Raw genomic sequence first — 18,378 nt, 5'->3', positions numbered from 1 at the left:
TTCAGGCAAACCGGCGCTGTCTCAGATAATGAAACAGACCGCCAACTGCTGCTACAATCGCCAATGGTATAAAAATGGTCATCCAGCGCCAGTAGGAACGTTCTTCATCTACTTTTGCCCGGTCCAGCAGGCGAATCTGCAAATCGCGGTTCCGGAGTTCCATCAGATTATCATCGTCCAGCAGAAAATCCAGCGCGTTTTGCAGAAACTGCCGGTTTCCATAAGATTGCTTAGTGAGAAGATCCTCACCGAGCGGCAGCGGAGTTCCTTTGTAGATTTGGTTCCGCCCTACATCACCATCAGCAATGACGATCATTTTATTGTCAGGGCTTTCTGCACGGAAGTTGGGAAACTTTTGTCTTTCGCTTCGGTTTTCATAAGCAGACCTGAATTTACCTTCCAGGCTCACTGCAAAAATTTTCGGCGTTGATTTGCTTTCGCCGGCAGCCACCGAATCAGCGCGCACGATTTCCGACAGGGCAACATAATTTGGCACCTGTTTCACTTGGGTGTGTGTACTGGATTCGAACAAAACCTGTGTTTTAATATTCGGCCGGCCGAGCGTATCAATGGACGTTGGGAATTCAAATTTAACAGGGTTCAGGTTTTTGGTAATGCTGTTCTTGGTTTCCGAAATTCCCAGCGGAAAATAGGGCCACATGAAACTGGTGTATTGCGGATTTCCGGCCACTTCGCCGGTTTGGAGCCTAAGCAAAGCTGCTTTTTGTTTGTCTTTGACCAGACCCGCGTTAATTCTTATTCCATAATTAAAGAAAAAATCCGTCATGTTCAGGTCGATCGGGTAGGCCATGATTTTATCAGTGTGCAGCAGTGTATCCATTTCAGCATTCACGGCATCCATCATCCAGAGCGTTTTTCCGCCTTTCATTATGTATTGGTCCAGCAGCACTTTTTCATTTTCGGTAAAAGTCTTGCGCGGTTTTGCAATTACGAGTGCATGAGCCTGCTCCAGTAAAGGCATATCTGCGTACGTAAGTTCCTTTTGATTGGACGGAATGATCGGTCCGGCATTGTAATTCTCCAGTGCCATTTCCATAAAACCGCTGAACTCTTCCGGACGCAGTTCATCCTGATTAATCAGGATACCCACATTTTTTCTCTTGTCCTGTGTTAAACTACGGATGTTCGAAATGAGATTGTACTCCAGGTTTTCAATGGAAAGAGACAGTTGCTCCTCTGCACTGATTCCGGTCTGATTAACAATCAGCGGAACAGCAGTCCCATATTCATCATACCGCAGTGCCGCATAGGGAAACAATACAATCTCAGAAATCCGGCCCTCCTTCATATCGGGCAAAATAGAAGGTTGCATTCCCATCGCAGCCAAAGTATCTTTTGACATTTTAGTTTTAATGGGATCGATAAATGTATAAGAAACCTTTGGATTTATTTTACTGAACTCTTCGAGCATAAAGCGCGTTTCCTCCTGCAGTTGCCGAAAACTTGCGGGAAAATCACCTTCCAGATATACCTTTACCGAAAGAGGTTTCGCAATTTCTTTAAGAATTTTCCTGGTTGGTTCAGACAGTGTATATCTTTTTTCCTGCGTAAGGTCCAGGCGCGTACCGAAAACACCTGAAATGGCAGCCAATAGCAGAATAAGAAGGACAACTGAGATCGAGATTGTTTTTTTAGACATCAGATATTGTTATTTCTTACGACTAACTGCAAAGGCAGCAGCGCCCAGTGAAAGAATGATGATAAAAATAAAATAAGCTACATCGCGGCTGTCCACCAACCCGCGGGTAAAAGGCAGGAAATGCTTGTAGAATCCCAACGCTCCCAGGTAATAATCGGCGGTGCCTAAAAGCCGGTAACTCGCTAGTTGCTCTATTCCGAAATACATAAAAAACGAAATGACTACACCCAGTAAATAGGCGGTAATCTGATTTTTTGCCAGCGCTGAAGCTAATAATCCGATGGCTGAAAGAGCACCGGTGAGCACCACAACACCAAGGTAACTGCCCAGCGTTGCACCGCTGTCCAGATTCCCTTCCGGTAACCCAAGCTGATAAACTGCGATAAGATAAACAAAAGAGGGCGCCACGCACAGCAACGCAACGAACCAAACCGCCAGAAATTTTCCGGCGACAATATCCAGTACGGACAGCGGCTGCGAAAAAAGCCAGCTCAGCGTGCCTGATTGTTCCTCTTCGGCAATGGAGCGCATCGCAACGGCAGGAATCAGAAAAAGAAGTATCCACGGAATCAGCACGAAATAACTCTGCAGGCTGGCCGTGCCGATATCGAAAATATTAAAATCGTTTTCAAACCAGAATAAAAACAGTCCGCCGATCACGGTGCTGGCGGCCATCACAAACCAGATGCTGCGGTTGCCGATAAACTGCCAGAGTTCTTTTTTAAAAATTGCCGTCATAAACTTTTGCCTTATTTACTGTTCAGATTTATTTCGGTTTTTAGCCTTATTAACCAGCTTTACTGTAAGCATAATGAGTACCGCAAAAACCAAAAAGCCACAGATGAGCTGCCACCAATAGGAGAGTACTGCTGATTTAAGCAGAACCGTAAATATGACTAAAAATAAAATTAAGGTCGCGATTTCATTGGCCTGCCTCAATGCGAGATTTTTAAATGGAAGTGTTTTGCCGTTAAGCTGCTGGAATTGTTGTACCCGTTTCCAGCACCACCAGTGATACATAGCCAGACCAACCAAAAAAGTGAGTTTTAAATGAAACCATGGGGTTTTCAGTAAGCCCGTGTTCAGTATAATCATAGTAATCCCGGCTACGAGCATAATCACGCCGGCCGGAACGGTGATAATGTTCCACAACCGTCTGGCCATAAAGGCATATTGTTCACGGAGCACTTGTTGTTTTGTTGCTTCAAACTCGTCGGTGTCCTTATAATAGACAAAAAGCCGCACCAGATAAAAGATTCCGGCAAAGTAGCTTACCATAAAAACAACGTGAAAAGCTTTAACAATTAAATATAACATGCACTTAAAAATGGTGCACAAAGATAGTGTTTCCCCAGCTTTTTAAGGAATTGCGATTGCGGCGGAAATGAAATATTCAGAAGAACGTAAATGGAAATTATGGCTTACGGCTAAATTCCACAAAAATGTTTTCGCCTACCTGCAGGCCGAAGAGTGTTTTGGCACCGTTGTCACGATTTCCTTTATAAATGGTGAGTTCCAGCATACCCGCATCATTAAAAATAGCGGCAGCTTTGCCATGGCATTCCTGTTCTGCAGCCCAGTCATGCACCAGGTCTGTGTACTGATCGTATACGCGGGAGAGTGCCAGGTTCCGAAATTTCACCAGGAAGTAATCAAATCCGGTACTGCACTTTTCGAAAAATCTGCGGTTGATATTGCTGACAACGTTGCCGAAATTGTCAATATATATAATTTCACCCACCAGCATTTGTTCGCTTTCATTAAAGACGGCGCGGGGCTGAGACAACTGCTTCGGCGTATCAAAGCGGCGGCCGATCATTTCCGGCAGGCCCCCGTTATACAGGTGTACTGACACCGGCGCAAAGATATCGGTAGACGTGAACCGGATCTCATCATCAAAGCGGTTGTTGAATGTGATTTCATAAACAGCTTCCGGTTTTATGTCATTGAAGATCAGGCTGAGCAGTCCATTATCGGCGGCAATAAAGTAATGGCCATCGGCTTTGTATAAAATACACTTCCGTTCTTTGGCATGAAAACTGTCCACCGAAATAATGTGCACCGTGCCTTTTGGAAAGAAGGGGTACGCATTGCGCAGAATGTAAGCGGTTTGCAGTAAATTATAAGCCTGAATCTCATGTGAAATATCAACAATCATTGCACCGGAGTTTTGGGCCAGGATGGCGCCTTTCACCGCCGCAACGCGATGATCAACTAATCCATAGTCCGAGGTAAAAGTTATTACTGCCATGAGTTTTTCAGAAGGATTGCAAATTTAGAATAAAAAAAATTTTCAGCTTTGGTACTTTCGTGCTGATGATACGAAGTAATTTAGAAATAAAAAACTACATTTAGAATCCCATACAGGATCTGACGGTGTTTAGTACAAAACCTCAAAGATTAAATTCAAATAAAACCATATGTACGAAATAAATTATGAACTCCACGATATTGACCTGACCAGTTTCTATGGTGTCAATAACCAATACTTTAATTTACTTAAATCCAGATTTCCCACACTGAAAATCACAGGCCGGGACCACAGTATTTTTGCCGCCGGCAACCGCGATGCATTGGATTTGTTCAAGCAAAAGCTCGATGATATTGTGGATTATATTTCCAAAAGCAGTTCAGTGTCGCTGAAGGATTTTGAAAATATCCTCAATTTCAAAAACGAAGAAGAAAAGGAACTCGTGTTTGACCAAGACATTATCGTGAAAGGCGTGAACGGCAAAATTATTAAAGCTAAAACCGCCAACCTTAAAAAACTGGTGCGCGAGAGTGAAAAAAAGGATATGGTCTTTGCCATTGGTCCCGCCGGAACCGGAAAAACATACACCAGTGTGGCACTTGCGGTGCGCGCCCTGCGCGACAAAGAGGTGAAAAGGATTATTCTGACAAGGCCGGCCGTGGAAGCAGGGGAGAGTTTAGGTTTTCTGCCGGGTGACCTGAAAGAGAAACTGGATCCGTATCTGCAACCGCTATATGATGCTTTGCGGGATATGATTCCCAACGAGAAGCTGGAAGGACTGATGGAAAAACATGTGATTGAAGTCGCACCACTGGCGTTTATGCGCGGCCGGACGCTGGACGAGGCCTTTGTTATTCTGGATGAAGCGCAGAACACGACCCATGCTCAGATGAAAATGTTCCTGACCAGAATGGGAATGAATGCAAAATTCATCATTACCGGAGATCCAAGCCAGGTGGACCTCCCGATGAAACAAAAATCAGGCTTAAAAGAATCAATGCGCATTTTGCAGGATGTAAAAGAGATCGGTTTTGTGTATTTGCATGAGGAAGATGTGGTTCGGCACCCGGTCGTGCGGAAAATTATTGCAGCATATGGAAAAGAAGATCAGCGACAGCGTGAAGAGGGTTAACATACGGGTTTCCGCGCTGTTTCAAATTATTTAAATGAAATATTTTATAAATAAAAATTAACTTTTTTACGTTAAAAATTCTTAATGGAGCATGTTTTGATAGGGTTTGTGCAGGAAATAGAAAGAATGGTGTTTAGAGACGTTGTTCCTGACAAACATTAAAACCAAATCAAAATAAAATATGAAAAAGTTAATTCTCGCCGCTGTTGTGGCAATGTTTAGTACCAATGCGGCCGCTCAGCTGCAACAGGGAAACTGGATGGTAGGTGCGCAGGTCGCCAACATTAAATTTACAAACGGATTCAATATGAATCTGACTCCAAAACTGGGTTATTTTGTGCAGGACCGATGGGCTGTGGGTGCGCAGGTCGGCTTGGACGTAGCTAGTCCGGAAGGCAGCAGTGACACCCAGACAACCTGGAGCATTGCACCATTTACACGGTATTATTTTGCTTCCAACGAAATTGATAACCTCCTGAGAAACGGAGCGTTCTTCGCTGAAGGAAGCGCCGGTTTTGGAGGGAATAATTCCAGCGCCGGTAATTCTACCAACGGTGTAGAATTGGGAATTGGTGCCGGTTATTCTTATTTCATTACCCAAAATGTAGGGTTGGAAGGAATGCTTAAATACCAGGGCCTTGTAGGAGGTGGAAATACTACGGCGCAAGGTAATCTTTATTTAGGTGTAGGATTCCAAATCTATCTGCCGAACTCCCGTGCAGAAGCAGCGCTGCGTGATCAGCAATAACATTTACGTATTTACTTACATGATAAAAACTGTCCACCCGGGCAGTTTTTTGTTTTTGTTATTCGTTCAAAAAAGATAACGCAATCCCCTGACAAAAATATAAAATACTGATTCATAATTAATTCATCAGGTTCAAGTGAAAATGCTTTTGTCGAAAGCGTACCAGGTTTATTTTTTCTTTTGATTCCGGCAATAATTTGGCTTAAAAATATGGTAATACATGATTAGAATCAGTTTTTATTAAAACAGGTGTTTAATATTTCGGTTGATTGAGAATAGAGGCTACATTTGCGCAGAACTTTAAAAGAAATAAAGACATGAAAAAGTTATTGATGGCAAGTGCAGTAGCACTGTTCGGACTGATGAGCGCACAGGAATACAAACCTGTTGCCGGTGATGTAACTGTAGATCTGGGAATTTCCGGAGGACTGGGAAATACTTCAGTTAGCCTTCCTGACCAAGGATTTGGTGCAGGTACCATGTTTAAAGCACGGTATTTCGTGACTGACAAATTCGCGTACAGAGGAACTTTGTTCGTGGCTAACCAAAGCGAAACTGATAATGCAACCACCAACACTGTTGTTAAAGATAATACTTTTGGTTTAGGACTTGGTTTCGGTGCTGAAAAACATTTCACTGGTACTGAGCGTTTGTCTCCGTATGTAGGTGGTGATATTATGATTGGGTTTGCGTCAAATAACACAAAGTCAACTGTATCTGTTCCTAATACAACTCCAGTAATTACAGAGACCAAAGGTCCAAACAACTTCAGAGCAGGAGTTCGCGGCGTGTTTGGCGCGGATTACTACTTCGCTAAAAAAGTATTCTTAGGAGTTGAAGCTGGGTTAGGATTAATCTATGAATCTGAAGGAGATGTTACTTACAAAGTAACTGGTCTGCCTGATACAAAAATTGAGGGAGGTGATAACTTCACCATTGCTCCAGCAGTTGTAACAGGAATTCGTTTAGGATACGCGTTCTAAGAATTGCGTTTCTTCATATTCAAGAGCCGGCTTTTTGCCGGCTTTTTTACGTTTTTATGAAAGTAACCGCCACAATTTTGATAATTGTTTTTTTTAAAATAGTGTGTGCAAATTCATCATATTTTAAATTATAATTCAATTATATTTGGGGCAATTTAAATTTTAAATATCATGAAGAAAATTTTATTAGTGGCAGGACTGGCCTTGTTTGGAACTGCATCAGCGCAAATGTCGCAAAATCCTGCTCTAACAAAGGGAAAATGGTTGGTAGAAGCGAATACTAACTTTGGAGTTTTAAGTCCAGCAAATACTTCGATCGGCTTTTATTCCAATGATGGAAATTCGCTTTTCAAAATTGGAGGTGAAGGAGGCTATTTTGTAGTTGATAATTTAGCTGTAAAAATCGGTTTGGGTGTTACATCAATTACTGAAGAATATTACGGCTATTACGGTGTTACATCTGAAACATCCACAGCATTTAATTACAAAGTAGGTCTTAAGTACTACATCGCAAGTATGTTCCCAGTTCAGGTTGATTTTAATGGAATTTCATCAGAGGGAGAGTCAATTAACGCTGTAGGTTTCCAAGGGGGATACGCGTGGTTTGTTGCTCCAAACATCTCAATCGAGCCCGGTCTTCGTTATGATCTAGGAACTGCTGAAGGTTCAAGTGGCATCTTTTCCGGCAACGTAGGATTTGCATTACACTTTTAATGAAAGTAAATTCAAAAACAAACAATCCCGGCTCTCACGAACCGGGATTATTTATTTTATAATATCGATAAATTATCTTCCGAACAGATTTCCCATACCAGGCATCTTCGGCATTCCTTTGCTCATCATTTCCATCATCTGTTTTCCCTGGGGACCCTGCAGCATTTTCATGGTTTTGCCTAATTGCTCAAACTGCTTCATTAAGGCGTTCAGTTCTTCGATTTTGCGTCCGGAACCTTTGGCAATCCGGTTCTTGCGCTGGGTATTGATGATGGACGGGCGGCGTCTTTCTTCCGGCGTCATCGAGTTAATCATCGCTTCGATGGGTCCGAACGGATCGTCTTCCATGTTCACGTCCTTCAGGCCTTTGCTTGCGCCCGGTAACATGCCGATCAGGTCTTTCATGTTACCCATTTTCTTGATCTGTTTAATCTGCTTCAGAAAGTCATCAAAACCAAATTCGTTCTTGGCAATTTTCTTGTGCAGCTTCTTGGCTTCTTCTTCGTCAAACTGCTCCTGCGCGCGTTCTACAAGGGAAACCACGTCACCCATGCCGAGGATACGGTCCGCCATACGTTCCGGATAGAACACATCCAGCGCTTCCATTTTCTCGCCGGTAGAGATGAATTTAATAGGCTTATGTACCACCGACCGAATCGTCAGGGCAGCACCCCCGCGCGTGTCACCATCTAATTTCGTTAAAACGACACCGTCAAAGTTCAAAGCTTCATTAAACGCCTTGGCCGTATTCACAGCATCCTGACCGGTCATGGAATCCACCACGAACAATGTTTCGTTGGGCTTAATGAAATAATGAATAGATTTAATTTCATTCATCATCTGTTCATCTACCGCCAAACGACCGGCGGTATCCACGATGACCACGTCATGGTTGTTGCTCTTGGCAAACTTCACGGCGTTCTCCGCAATTGCAGATGGGTTCAGCGCTCCTTCTTCGGTATACACCGGAATTCCGGTCTGTCCACCCAATACTTTCAGCTGCTCAATCGCGGCCGGACGATACACGTCACAGGCAACGAGCAGGGGCTTTTTATTTTTCTTAACCTTCAGGTAGTTGGCCAATTTTCCGGAAAAAGTTGTTTTACCGGAACCTTGTAAACCGGCAATCAGAATCACGGTAGGTTTCCCCGCCAGGCTAATTCCTTCGTGCGTGCTACCCATCAGGTCTACCAGCTCATCATGAACAATTTTCGTCATGAGCTGTCCCGGCGTCAGGCTCGTCAGTACATTTTGCCCCAGGGCTTTGTCTTGTACACGTTTGGTCAGGTCTTTCGCAACTTTATAGTTAACGTCGGCATCCACCAACGCGCGGCGGATCTCCTTAACGGTTTCCGCAACGTTGATTTCGGTGATTTTTCCGCGGCCCGAGATGTTGTGCAGTGCCTTATCTAATTTATCCTGTAAACTGTTGAACATAATAAAAAGTGTAAGAAAACGCAAAAGTACGGATTTTCGGGCAATTGCGGGAAACTTATGTATTTTTGCCGGATGAATTTTGCAAACTTTTTCTGGCTGCTGCTGTCTGCTACGTGTTTAAATATACTGGTTTATCTTTTCTTTAAAACCTATCTCGTAAAGGGAAATGCGCCGGCGATGAAATTCCTGACGATCAATATTATCAAAGACGTAGCATGGGCAGGCTATTGGATTTATATTTTGCCGCGCGAAAGAGAAAATTTCCTCATGGTGACGCTCGTTTTTTTGCTCAGTTCTTTTCTTATATATTATAAAGTAATACGGCACTTAAACAGGCTTTAAAACATGACTGACAAAAATCAATTTTAGGTGTTGGTGAGTTTTAATTAATTCGGTATATTTGCACACCGATAAATCTGACTTATGAACAAGAAAATTTCTTCGTTATTGCTGGGTGTTTTTCTGTCGTTTTCCAGTATTTCCGCGGTAGCCCAACAGGCACCGGAGACAGCCATCACAGAAACGCAGCCGGTTACTGAAGCCGGTAAAGAAGAAAAATTCAATGCGAAAGATATGATCATGAGTCATATCGGCGATTCGAACGAATGGCACATCCTGACCCTGAACGAGGGAACTCCGCAGGAAAAACACGTAAGCATTCCGCTTCCGGTGATTATTAAAGACAAAAACGGACTTCATACGTTCATGTCCAGTGCGGTGGCACACGGTCATGAGCATGATGGATACACGATGGAAAACGGCCAGGTTGTTTCCACACAAGGGTTGGAGCAGGCAAAACTGTTCTCCGTGATGAGCGGTAAGCATACTTCCGAGAATGCCTTCTATGATTTCTCTATTACCAAGAACGTAGCTGCGATCTTTATTTCAATTATTGCAATGTTCCTGATCTTCGGAAGCATGGCGCGCAACTATAAGAGCTCACTGGTGCCGAAAGGAGCCGGTAAGTTCATGGAGCCTATCATTCTTTTCATTCGTGATGAAGTAGCAATTCCGAATATTGGTACCAAGAAATACAAGAAATACATGCCGTACCTGCTGACTGTTTTCTTCTTTATCTGGATTAATAACATGTTTGGATTGATTCCTGTTCCGCCTTTCGGATATAACCTGACCGGGAATATTGCGACAACAGCGGTTCTGGCAATCATTACGCTACTGATCACCATTTTCAGTGCAAACAAGGATTACTGGAAGCATATCTTTATGCCACCGGTGCCGTACCTGTTGTATCCGATTATGGTTCCTATTGAAATCATCGGGGTCTTTACTAAGCCTTTTGCATTGATGATGCGACTTTTTGCCAATATCACGGCAGGACACATTATGGTGCTGGCAATTATGTCCCTTATTTTTATCTTTAAAACGCCATTGCTCGGATTTGCCTCAGTACCACTGGGATTGTTTATCGGAGTGCTGGAACTTTTGGTAGCTGCGCTGCAGGCGTATATCTTCACGGTATTATCAGCGCTGTTTATCGGAATTGCAGTACAGGAGCACGAACATGAGCATGCACATTAATTAATTAGAACATTTTTTTAACCTCTATATATTTTTATTATGGAAACTATTTCACAGGGAGTTGGTCTTATTTACGTAGGGATCGGTTTGGCAGTACTTGGCGTAGGTATGGGTATTGGTAAAATCGGTGGACACGCAATGGACGCAATTGCAAGACAACCTGAACAAGCTGGTAAGATCCAGGGAGCAATGCTGATTGCTGCAGGTCTTATTGAAGGTGCAGGTCTGATCGCAATCATCTTCGGAGCGTTCGTAAAGTAACACTCCACCCCATAAAATTCCCGGCAGCGCGGTTGGCTCTGCCAGGAATTTTTTCTCCTGAGAAGCCATAAAAAAAAGAAAAAAACTAAAAAAGATATAGTTATGATAGAACCTGGAATTGGTTTATTGTTTTGGATGACGCTTACCTTTGTAATCCTTTTGGTATTATTGGCTAAATTTGCCTGGAAGCCGATTTTAAATGCCGTAAACGAAAGAGAAGTTACCATAGTAGATGCGTTGAATCAGGCGAAGCTGGCACGTCAGGAAGTAGAAAACCTGAAAGCGGAAAACGAAGTGATCTTGCGTGAGGCGAAAGCAGAACGTGACCAGATTCTGAAGGAAGCACGCGAAATCAAAGACCGTATCGTAGGGGAAGCAAAAGATGCTGCACGCCTGGAAGGTGATAAAATGATCGAGCAGGCCCGCCAGACCATCGCTTCTGAAAAAGCGGCAGCAGTAGCTGACATCAAAACGCAGATCGGAACTTTGTCCCTGAACATTGCAGAATCTATTCTTAAAAATAAACTGGATAGCGATACCGCTCAAAACGAACTTGTATCCAATATCCTTAATACTTCTAACCTGAACTAAACATGGTAAGCAGTAAAGTAGCCAAACGATACGCGCAGGGCTTGCTGCAGTTTACGCAGGAAGCCGGCAGTACGGATACCGTGTTTGCAGAGATGAAAACATTGGTGAACACCATCAATGGTTCCCGGGAACTACAGAGCTTTCTGGCGTCTCCGGTAATTGATGTAAAGAAGAAAACAGCCGCCGCTGCAGCGATTTTTAAAAACCTTTCACCGGTATCTCAAAACCTGATTAACCTGGTGATTAAGCAGGGCCGCGAGAGCCAGCTGGCAGGCATCGGGAATGCCTTTGTGAATAAGGTGGAAGATATGCGCGGTGTACAGCGTGTTACAGTAACATCGGCAGCGCCTTTAGCTGAAGAGAACATTCAGAAAATCCTGAGTTCCGCAGCACTTGTTAATTTAAACAATAAATACGAAGTGACCTCTGTAGTGAATCCCGAAATTTTGGGTGGCTACATTCTTCGTGTGGGAGACCAGCAGGTAGATGCGTCTGTACGCACCAAGCTGGAGCGCCTGAAAAAAGAATTTCAATTAAACTAAAACTAAAACAACCATAAAATGGCAGAAATAAATCCGGCAGAAGTATCTGCAATTCTTAAGCAGCAATTAGCCAACTTTGATACACAGGCCAATGTGGAAGAAGTAGGAACAGTGCTTACCATTGGTGATGGTATTGCACTTGTGTACGGTTTGGAAAATGTGCAGTATGGTGAACTTGTGAAGTTCTCCAGCGGAGTGGAAGGGATCGTACTGAACCTTGCTGAAGACAATGTGGGGGTAGCACTTCTGGGCGAATCCAAACTGGTAAAAGAAGGTGACACCGTAAACAGAACCAAACGTATTTCTTCTATCAAAGTAGGAGAAGGAATGCTGGGCAGAGTAGTGGATACCCTGGGGAATCCTATCGACGGGAAAGGACCTATCGCCGGTGATTTGTATGAAATGCCATTGGAGCGCAAAGCACCTGGTGTAATCTTCCGTCAGCCGGTAAACGAGCCGCTGCAAACGGGAATTGTTGCGATCGACTCCATGATTCCGGTAGGACGCGGCCAGCGTGAGCTTATTATTGGTGACCGCCAGACGGGTAAAACGACCGTGGCGATTGATACGATCATCAACCAGAAAGAATTTTATGATGCAGGTCAACCTGTATTTTGTATATATGTGGCTGTGGGGCAGAAAGGTTCTACCGTTGCACAAATCGTTAAAACACTGGAAGACAAAGGAGCTCTGGCCTACACCGTTGTAGTGGCTGCGAATGCTTCTGACCCTTCTCCAATGCAGGTATATGCTCCGATGGCGGGTGCTGCCATTGGTGAATATTTCCGTGACACGGGTCGTCCGGCACTGATCGTGTATGATGACTTGTCCAAACAGGCGGTTGCGTACCGTGAGCTTTCCCTATTGCTGAGAAGACCACCGGGGCGTGAAGCTTATCCAGGTGACGTATTCTACCTGCACTCCAGACTGTTGGAAAGAGCTGCAAAAGTGATCAAAGATGACACAATTGCTGCGCAGATGAATGACCTTCCGGATTCACTGAAGCCAATCGTAAAAGGAGGTGGTTCTTTAACCGCACTCCCAATCATTGAAACACAGGCGGGTGACGTTTCTGCGTATATCCCGACCAACGTAATTTCAATTACAGACGGACAGATCTTCCTGGAATCTGACTTGTTTAACTCCGGGGTTCGTCCTGCAATCAACGTGGGTATTTCCGTATCACGGGTAGGAGGGAACGCTCAGATTAAATCCATGAAGAAAGTTTCCGGTACCCTGAAACTGGACCAGGCGCAATATAAAGAACTGGAAGCGTTTGCTAAATTCGGTTCGGATTTGGATGCTTCTACACAAGCGGTAATCTCCAAAGGAGAGCGCAACGTGGAAATCCTGAAGCAGCCGGTTAACTCGCCGCTTCCTGTTGATTCACAGGTAGCCATGATTTACGCCGGAACAGAAAACCTGCTGAGAAATGTTCCTATCAATAAAGTGAAGGAATTCCAGATTGAGTACGTAGACTTCCTGCGTTCCAAGCATCCGGAAACGATGGCTGCGATCAAGGCCGGGAAAATTGATGACCAGATTACCGGTGTGCTGAAACAGGCGGCAACGGAGCTGGCTTCCAAATATAATTAATTAGACGATTTGAGAATTAGATAATTTGGTAAAGGCAAGTAGCGAAATCATATTATCTGATTCTCCTATTTTCAAATTTATAAATTAAAGAATGGCAAACTTAAAAGAAATACGGGGCAGAATTACTTCCATCTCCTCCACAATGCAGATTACCAGTGCCATGAAAATGGTTTCTGCTGCAAAGCTGAAGAAAGCAACTGATGCGATCGTGATGCTGCGTCCTTATTCTGAGAAATTGCAGGAAATTATCGAGAACGTAAGCGCTACTACAGATCTGGAAGAAGTTTCCACCTATACCGAGCAGCGTGAAGTACAACGTGTGTTGTATGTTGTTGTAACCTCCAATAAGGGACTTGCCGGCGCGTTTAACTCTTCTGTAATTAAGGCTCTGAATCAGTCCATCGCCAATGCACCGTATGAAATTGAAATCATGACGGTAGGTAAAAAGGTGTATGACGCTGTTCGCCGAAACCGTAAAGTGTACGATAATCAAAGTGCGATTTTCGACGGAATGAGCTTCGAGGCTGTGAGCGGATTCATGGAGAACGTGATGCGCGATTATCGCGACGGCCGTTTTGATAAAGTTTTTGTGGTGTACAATAAGTTCATCAATGCTGCAACGCAAGAGGTAAAAACCGAGCAGGTATTACCAATTGCAATGCCGGAGAAAACGGAAACAGCCAATACCGACTATCTTTTTGAACCAAATGCCAAAGAAATCCTGGAAGTGCTGATGCCGAAGTCCATCAAGACGCAGGTGTACAAAGCAATTCTGGATAGTATTGCTTCCGAACACGGTGCGCGGATGACTGCCATGCATAAAGCGACGGATAATGCACAGGCGCTGAAGAATGATTTGGTGATCTTCTATAACAAAGCACGCCAGGCGGCAATTACCAATGAAATTCTGGAAATTGTTTCCGGCGCGGAAGCCTTGAAAAACAGCTAAACTGTTTTGGTAATATAACGAAAAAGCGTTGCATATTGCAGCGCTTTTTTTGTGTAACGGTTATCGAAGGTTAACTTTAATTAAAATTCAAATATTCTAAATTTATGTATATTTGTCGGTATATACTCTTATTTTTACTGAATGGACTCTGACATATTTAAGCTGTTTTTAGCCTTATTTCTTGTGATCTTAAATGGTTATTTTGTAGCTGCAGAATTCTCTATCGTTAAAGTTCGTTATTCCCAGATTCAGTTGAAAGCTGCCGAAGGTAATTCCATGGCAAAGCAGGCTGAGCATATTATTAAGCATCTTGATGAATATCTTTCCGCCACGCAGTTAGGAATTACGCTGGCTTCACTTGCCTTAGGTTGGGTTGGTGAAAGCGCGATGCACCATGTCATCGAAAATATTTTCCATTATTTTAATTTTAATATTGCCGAAACGGTTGTCACCACTATTTCTTTGGTCTTAAGTTTCCTGCTGATTACGGTAATGCACATTGTGTTCGGTGAACTTATTCCCAAATCAATAGCGATTCGTAAATCGGAGCAGACCAGTATGGTGATCGCTATGCCGCTGCGCGCGTTCTATACGGTTTTTAAACCCTTCATCTGGTCGATGAATCATATGTCGAATGCGTTTCTGCGTTTGATTAAGATTTATCCGGCCTCGGAACAGGAAATTCACTCCACGGAGGAATTGCAGTTGCTCGTAAAACAATCGGCAGATTCCGGTGAGATCGAGGAAGAGAACTACGAGATTATCAAAAACGCTTTTGATTTCACGGACCATAGTGCCAAGCAGATTATGGTGCCGCGCCAGAATATTGCCTCTATTGATTTCGAAGATTCCGTAGAGGATATTATTTCGGTAATTATGGAGGGCGGCTATTCGCGGCTCCCCGTGTACAAGGACTCCATTGATAACATCATCGGAATTTTTTACGCGAAGGAAATCATCCGGGAATACGTTAAGAGAAAAGGTGAGTTAACACACGATGATTTAAAAGAACTGATGCGTGAAGCCTTCTTTGTGGTGGGCAGCAAGAAGATTTCGGACCTGCTCAAAGTGTTCCAGCAAAAGAAACAGCACCTTGCGGTGGTTATCGACGAATTCGGCGGCACCGAAGGGATTGTAACGCTGGAAGATATTCTGGAGGAACTTGTGGGTGAAATTCAAGACGAGGAAGATGAAGAAGAACGCATCGTAGATAAAGTAGGCGAAAATGTGTACTGGGTCAAGGCTACCCAGCCGCTCGATGAAATTAACGAATGCCTGCCGAGACCTTTCCCGCTTTCCGAAGACGGAGAATACAACACGCTTGCCGGATTTATTCTGCACGAACTCGAAGATATTCCGCTGGAAAACCAGGAATTTGAACTGAACAAATACAAGTTTAAAATCCTGAAGATGCAGAATAAAAGTGTTGATCTGGTGGAATTAGTGTACGAAGAACCCAGCCTCCTGAATGAACTGGCCAACGAAATGGGTGAAATCTGATAGAAGTTACAATATGTATTTTGATACAATTTACAATATAGACCATTACAATCCCCAGCGTGAATACGAGGAAGACATTGCCTTACTTGAAAAAGAAGACGATGTGTACAAACTCGTTTTGTGGAATGATGATGTCAACACCTTTGATTACGTAATTCAGGCGCTTATCGAAATTTGCCACCACACTTTGGAGCAGGCAGAGCAGTGTACCATTCTGGTTCATTATAAAGGCAAATGTACCGTGAAAACCGGTAGTCTGGAAGATCTTAAACCCATGCACGAAAAGTTGCTGGGCCGCAGTCTGACCTCCGAAATCGTGTAAGCAGCCGCGCTGCATTTTTTTAAATCAAAACATATTTATGATTTCAGTTTTGCTATGGGTAATTGCTGCCACAGCTATTATCAGTTTTATAGCTTTTAATAACCAAAGCATCTTCGAAAAATACAAGTTTAATGTAGGTGCCATCCGTCATAACAAGGAATATATCCGATTACTGTCGGCCGGATTTCTGCACGCGGACATGATGCATTTGGTCTTCAATATGCTCACGCTGTATTTCTTCGGGCCAATCGTGATCCAGGCCTTTGGAGATATAGCCTTTCTGATTGTGTATTTCGGTTCGGTGTTGCTGGGAAATTTATTTTCATTGTACCTGTACAAAAATCAGGGCTGGTATTCTGCCATTGGGGCCAGCGGGGGCGTAGCCGGGATCTTGTTTGCAGCTATTGCGGTGTATCCGCAAATCGATATTTATTTCTTTTTCATTCCGATTCCGATTCCGGGATATATTTTCGGCGCGCTTTATTTTGGCTATTCGGTATATATGATGCTGAATCCGCGGCAGCACGATAATATCGGCCACGCGGCGCATTTGGGCGGCGCAGCTTTCGGACTTGCCTATTCTGTACTGACGGTGCCGGCGGCGGCGGTAACGAACGCAGTGTATCTGGGCATTATGAGCCTGCCTTTGCTGTATATGGCGTATCAGGTCTTTATCCGGAAGCGTTTACTTTAGGAGCAGGACGGGTCGTTTCCATTTCGGCAAACCGTCGCGCTTTCACTACTCGCTTGCCGCGCGGGCTTTGGCCCGCGCGGCAGAGCTCAAACAGGCCGTTCAATCGCGGCTAGTTTTGATAGGTCTTTCTTCTTTTTACGCAAGCGAAATCTGCGCCTGTGCGAAAGCATTGGTTCATGAACTTGAACGCCTGACGTAATTGTAGACTTGTATCATTGTACGTCATATCACGAAAATCCCGAACGGATAAAATTATTGTAGAAAGAGAAACATTCAATTGAATTCCGAAGTGATTAAATTGTTACAGATAAATCATATCCCATTAGAATCCCGAAGGGATGACATTATTATAGAAAACATCAGCTACAATTAGAATCCTGACGAGATGACATTTTTATATCTTCAACCATTATATTGTTCAGATTTACACCGGTTATGTCACCCCTTCGGGGTGTAATGATTGCTCATTCGAAAATTTGAAATAATTTCAGCCCTTCGGGCTTTACAAAAACTCGTTTCGGCGCTCGCTTCGCTCGCGCCTCCATAGTAATATCTTCACACCACTCAACAAATCACTGTATCAACAAAAAAACCAACAACTCATTTTCTCCCCACCACAAACCGGTCGTTCCCCGACAAATCTTTTACTAGCGAAGCTTCCTCAAGCATCGGTGTAAACAATGCCAGCGTCTCCGCGCCCAGCAGCTGGTTAATTTCGAGGAAAATAAATCCACCTTTTTTTAAAAATATCTTGCAGTCTTCCGCAATTTTACGGTAGAAAACCAGCGCATCCGGTACGGGCGCAAATAAAGCAATGGTCGGTTCAAAATCTTTTACACCGGAAAGAATATCAACTTCTTCCTCCAAGCCAATATACGGTGGATTCGATATAAACACATCGTACTGGCCCTCTAATTCGGTGCGTAAATAATCCATCTGATTAAACTTAATGTCAACTTTCTGCAGTTTCGCATTTTCACTGGCTATTTTCAAGGCTTTCGGTGAAATATCTACGGCACGTACTTCGGCATCCGGCAAATGCTTTTTCAAAACCACTGGAATAATCCCGGAGCCGGTGCCGATATCCAGAATTTTCAGTTTGGTTTTACTCATTAATTGTTGAAGCGCTAGCTCTAAAAGTTCTTCTGTTTCTGGCCGCGGAATCAAAACGTGTTCATTGACTTTAAAATTCAAACCATAAAATTCCGTTTCTCCGATCACTTGCTGATACGGTTTGCCCGACTGAAGTGCTTCCAGCATTTCACCAAAATGCGACATTTCTTTTTCGCTGACTTCTTGTCGGTCAGTATCCGGTTTAGTTTTGACAATCTTTTCTGCAACCGCATTAAAAATAATCCGGATTTCCGCGCGTGTATAGTGGGAGGCAAGCCCGGTGTAAAACAGTTCCTGAATTTGGTGAAGAGTCATAGGCATTTCAAAGCCCTAAAATTACTTTCTT

20 protein-coding genes are annotated in these 18,378 nt (G+C 43.6%); 14 read left to right on the top strand and 6 right to left on the bottom strand.

Going from position 1 to position 18,378, the window contains the following annotated elements; translation table 11 throughout:
• Position 1 precedes the first annotated feature (1 nt).
• From gldG to MVI27_RS00625, 4 genes are all read right to left on the bottom strand, one after another.
• Positions 2 to 1,660, bottom strand: a complete 1,659-nt coding sequence (gldG, locus tag MVI27_RS00640) for a gliding motility-associated ABC transporter substrate-binding protein GldG (protein ID WP_246958713.1) — start codon at positions 1,658 to 1,660, stop codon at positions 2 to 4.
• Positions 1,661 to 1,669: 9 nt separating this feature from the next.
• A complete protein-coding gene (locus tag MVI27_RS00635; protein WP_246958712.1) occupies positions 1,670 to 2,398 on the bottom strand; it encodes an ABC transporter permease in 729 nt (242 codons plus the stop codon).
• Positions 2,399 to 2,413: 15 nt separating this feature from the next.
• A complete protein-coding gene (locus MVI27_RS00630) occupies positions 2,414 to 2,977 on the bottom strand; it encodes a CopD family protein (RefSeq protein ID WP_246958711.1) in 564 nt (187 codons plus the stop codon).
• 97 nt (positions 2,978 to 3,074) lie between these two features.
• Complete coding sequence (locus MVI27_RS00625) at positions 3,075 to 3,911, bottom strand: SAM hydrolase/SAM-dependent halogenase family protein (protein WP_246958710.1); 837 nt, start codon at positions 3,909 to 3,911, stop codon at positions 3,075 to 3,077.
• Between the two features lie 169 nt (positions 3,912 to 4,080).
• On the opposite strand from MVI27_RS00625, the gene MVI27_RS00620 reads away from it, so the two are divergent.
• The 4 genes from MVI27_RS00620 (at position 4,081) to MVI27_RS00605 (ending at position 7,488) form a co-directional block, all read left to right on the top strand.
• Entirely contained in the window at positions 4,081 to 5,043 is a 963-nt protein-coding gene (locus tag MVI27_RS00620) for a PhoH family protein (protein WP_246958709.1), read from the top strand.
• A 181-nt stretch (positions 5,044 to 5,224) separates the two neighbouring features.
• Positions 5,225 to 5,791, top strand: coding sequence for a porin family protein (locus MVI27_RS00615; protein WP_246958708.1), 567 nt, complete (start codon positions 5,225 to 5,227; stop codon positions 5,789 to 5,791).
• A gap of 317 nt (positions 5,792 to 6,108) precedes the next feature.
• Entirely contained in the window at positions 6,109 to 6,774 is a 666-nt protein-coding gene (locus tag MVI27_RS00610; protein ID WP_246958707.1) for an outer membrane beta-barrel protein, read from the top strand.
• A 171-nt stretch (positions 6,775 to 6,945) separates the two neighbouring features.
• Positions 6,946 to 7,488 carry a hypothetical protein gene (locus MVI27_RS00605; RefSeq protein ID WP_246958705.1) on the top strand — a complete coding sequence of 181 codons (543 nt, stop codon included), beginning with the start codon at positions 6,946 to 6,948 and terminating at the stop codon, positions 7,486 to 7,488.
• A gap of 72 nt (positions 7,489 to 7,560) precedes the next feature.
• Here MVI27_RS00605 and ffh read toward each other — a convergent pair whose 3' ends face one another.
• Positions 7,561 to 8,925: a signal recognition particle protein gene (gene ffh, locus MVI27_RS00600; RefSeq protein ID WP_246958703.1), complete on the bottom strand. Its 1,365-nt coding sequence runs from the start codon at positions 8,923 to 8,925 to the stop codon at positions 7,561 to 7,563.
• Positions 8,926 to 8,997: 72 nt separating this feature from the next.
• Here ffh and MVI27_RS00595 point away from each other — a divergent pair, with 72 nt between their 5' ends.
• The 10 genes from MVI27_RS00595 (at position 8,998) to MVI27_RS00550 (ending at position 16,919) form a co-directional block, all read left to right on the top strand.
• A complete protein-coding gene (locus MVI27_RS00595) occupies positions 8,998 to 9,267 on the top strand; it encodes a hypothetical protein (RefSeq protein ID WP_246958702.1) in 270 nt (89 codons plus the stop codon).
• An 81-nt stretch (positions 9,268 to 9,348) separates the two neighbouring features.
• Positions 9,349 to 10,464, top strand: coding sequence for a F0F1 ATP synthase subunit A (atpB, locus tag MVI27_RS00590; protein WP_246958701.1), 1,116 nt, complete (start codon positions 9,349 to 9,351; stop codon positions 10,462 to 10,464).
• A gap of 39 nt (positions 10,465 to 10,503) precedes the next feature.
• Positions 10,504 to 10,725, top strand: a complete 222-nt coding sequence (locus tag MVI27_RS00585) for an ATP synthase F0 subunit C (protein WP_246958700.1) — start codon at positions 10,504 to 10,506, stop codon at positions 10,723 to 10,725.
• A 102-nt stretch (positions 10,726 to 10,827) separates the two neighbouring features.
• Positions 10,828 to 11,316: a F0F1 ATP synthase subunit B gene (gene atpF, locus MVI27_RS00580; RefSeq protein WP_246958699.1), complete on the top strand. Its 489-nt coding sequence runs from the start codon at positions 10,828 to 10,830 to the stop codon at positions 11,314 to 11,316.
• Between the two features lie 2 nt (positions 11,317 to 11,318).
• Complete coding sequence (atpH, locus tag MVI27_RS00575) at positions 11,319 to 11,858, top strand: ATP synthase F1 subunit delta (RefSeq protein WP_246958698.1); 540 nt, start codon at positions 11,319 to 11,321, stop codon at positions 11,856 to 11,858.
• Between the two features lie 18 nt (positions 11,859 to 11,876).
• Positions 11,877 to 13,454, top strand: coding sequence for a F0F1 ATP synthase subunit alpha (gene atpA / locus MVI27_RS00570; protein WP_246958697.1), 1,578 nt, complete (start codon positions 11,877 to 11,879; stop codon positions 13,452 to 13,454).
• A gap of 91 nt (positions 13,455 to 13,545) precedes the next feature.
• Positions 13,546 to 14,403, top strand: coding sequence for an ATP synthase F1 subunit gamma (gene atpG / locus MVI27_RS00565; RefSeq protein WP_246958695.1), 858 nt, complete (start codon positions 13,546 to 13,548; stop codon positions 14,401 to 14,403).
• A 141-nt stretch (positions 14,404 to 14,544) separates the two neighbouring features.
• Positions 14,545 to 15,903 (top strand): hemolysin family protein, encoded by a 1,359-nt coding sequence (locus tag MVI27_RS00560; protein WP_246958693.1) that lies wholly within the window; start codon positions 14,545 to 14,547, stop codon positions 15,901 to 15,903.
• A 13-nt stretch (positions 15,904 to 15,916) separates the two neighbouring features.
• Positions 15,917 to 16,225 carry an ATP-dependent Clp protease adaptor ClpS gene (locus MVI27_RS00555; RefSeq protein WP_246958691.1) on the top strand — a complete coding sequence of 103 codons (309 nt, stop codon included), beginning with the start codon at positions 15,917 to 15,919 and terminating at the stop codon, positions 16,223 to 16,225.
• A gap of 37 nt (positions 16,226 to 16,262) precedes the next feature.
• Positions 16,263 to 16,919, top strand: coding sequence for a rhomboid family intramembrane serine protease (locus MVI27_RS00550; RefSeq protein WP_246958690.1), 657 nt, complete (start codon positions 16,263 to 16,265; stop codon positions 16,917 to 16,919).
• Positions 16,920 to 17,519: 600 nt separating this feature from the next.
• Here the strand turns inward: MVI27_RS00550 and prmC are convergent.
• Positions 17,520 to 18,347 (bottom strand): peptide chain release factor N(5)-glutamine methyltransferase, encoded by an 828-nt coding sequence (prmC, locus tag MVI27_RS00545; RefSeq protein ID WP_246958689.1) that lies wholly within the window; start codon positions 18,345 to 18,347, stop codon positions 17,520 to 17,522.
• Between the last annotated feature and the right edge of the window lie 31 nt (positions 18,348 to 18,378).

It is taken from the genome of Chryseobacterium salipaludis (assembly GCF_022968825.1).
Classification (GTDB): Bacteria; Bacteroidota; Bacteroidia; order Flavobacteriales; family Weeksellaceae; genus Kaistella; species Kaistella salipaludis.
This window is presented reverse-complemented; position numbering and strand designations above follow the sequence as displayed.

Coding starts and splice junctions, on each gene's coding strand:
- MVI27_RS00620 (WP_246958709.1), top strand. CDS start 4,081: ATGTACGAAATAAATTATGAACTCCACGATATTGACCTGACCAGTTTC.
- atpG (WP_246958695.1), top strand. CDS start 13,546: ATGGCAAACTTAAAAGAAATACGGGGCAGAATTACTTCCATCTCCTCC.
- atpB (WP_246958701.1), top strand. CDS start 9,349: ATGAACAAGAAAATTTCTTCGTTATTGCTGGGTGTTTTTCTGTCGTTT.
- MVI27_RS00585 (WP_246958700.1), top strand. CDS start 10,504: ATGGAAACTATTTCACAGGGAGTTGGTCTTATTTACGTAGGGATCGGT.
- atpA (WP_246958697.1), top strand. CDS start 11,877: ATGGCAGAAATAAATCCGGCAGAAGTATCTGCAATTCTTAAGCAGCAA.
- atpH (WP_246958698.1), top strand. CDS start 11,319: ATGGTAAGCAGTAAAGTAGCCAAACGATACGCGCAGGGCTTGCTGCAG.
- MVI27_RS00555 (WP_246958691.1), top strand. CDS start 15,917: ATGTATTTTGATACAATTTACAATATAGACCATTACAATCCCCAGCGT.
- MVI27_RS00595 (WP_246958702.1), top strand. CDS start 8,998: ATGAATTTTGCAAACTTTTTCTGGCTGCTGCTGTCTGCTACGTGTTTA.
- atpF (WP_246958699.1), top strand. CDS start 10,828: ATGATAGAACCTGGAATTGGTTTATTGTTTTGGATGACGCTTACCTTT.
- MVI27_RS00635 (WP_246958712.1), bottom strand. CDS start 2,398: ATGACGGCAATTTTTAAAAAAGAACTCTGGCAGTTTATCGGCAACCGC.
- prmC (WP_246958689.1), bottom strand. CDS start 18,347: ATGACTCTTCACCAAATTCAGGAACTGTTTTACACCGGGCTTGCCTCC.
- MVI27_RS00630 (WP_246958711.1), bottom strand. CDS start 2,977: ATGTTATATTTAATTGTTAAAGCTTTTCACGTTGTTTTTATGGTAAGC.
- MVI27_RS00625 (WP_246958710.1), bottom strand. CDS start 3,911: ATGGCAGTAATAACTTTTACCTCGGACTATGGATTAGTTGATCATCGC.
- MVI27_RS00560 (WP_246958693.1), top strand. CDS start 14,545: ATGGACTCTGACATATTTAAGCTGTTTTTAGCCTTATTTCTTGTGATC.
- gldG (WP_246958713.1), bottom strand. CDS start 1,660: ATGTCTAAAAAAACAATCTCGATCTCAGTTGTCCTTCTTATTCTGCTA.
- MVI27_RS00605 (WP_246958705.1), top strand. CDS start 6,946: ATGAAGAAAATTTTATTAGTGGCAGGACTGGCCTTGTTTGGAACTGCA.
- ffh (WP_246958703.1), bottom strand. CDS start 8,925: ATGTTCAACAGTTTACAGGATAAATTAGATAAGGCACTGCACAACATC.
- MVI27_RS00610 (WP_246958707.1), top strand. CDS start 6,109: ATGAAAAAGTTATTGATGGCAAGTGCAGTAGCACTGTTCGGACTGATG.
- MVI27_RS00615 (WP_246958708.1), top strand. CDS start 5,225: ATGAAAAAGTTAATTCTCGCCGCTGTTGTGGCAATGTTTAGTACCAAT.
- MVI27_RS00550 (WP_246958690.1), top strand. CDS start 16,263: ATGATTTCAGTTTTGCTATGGGTAATTGCTGCCACAGCTATTATCAGT.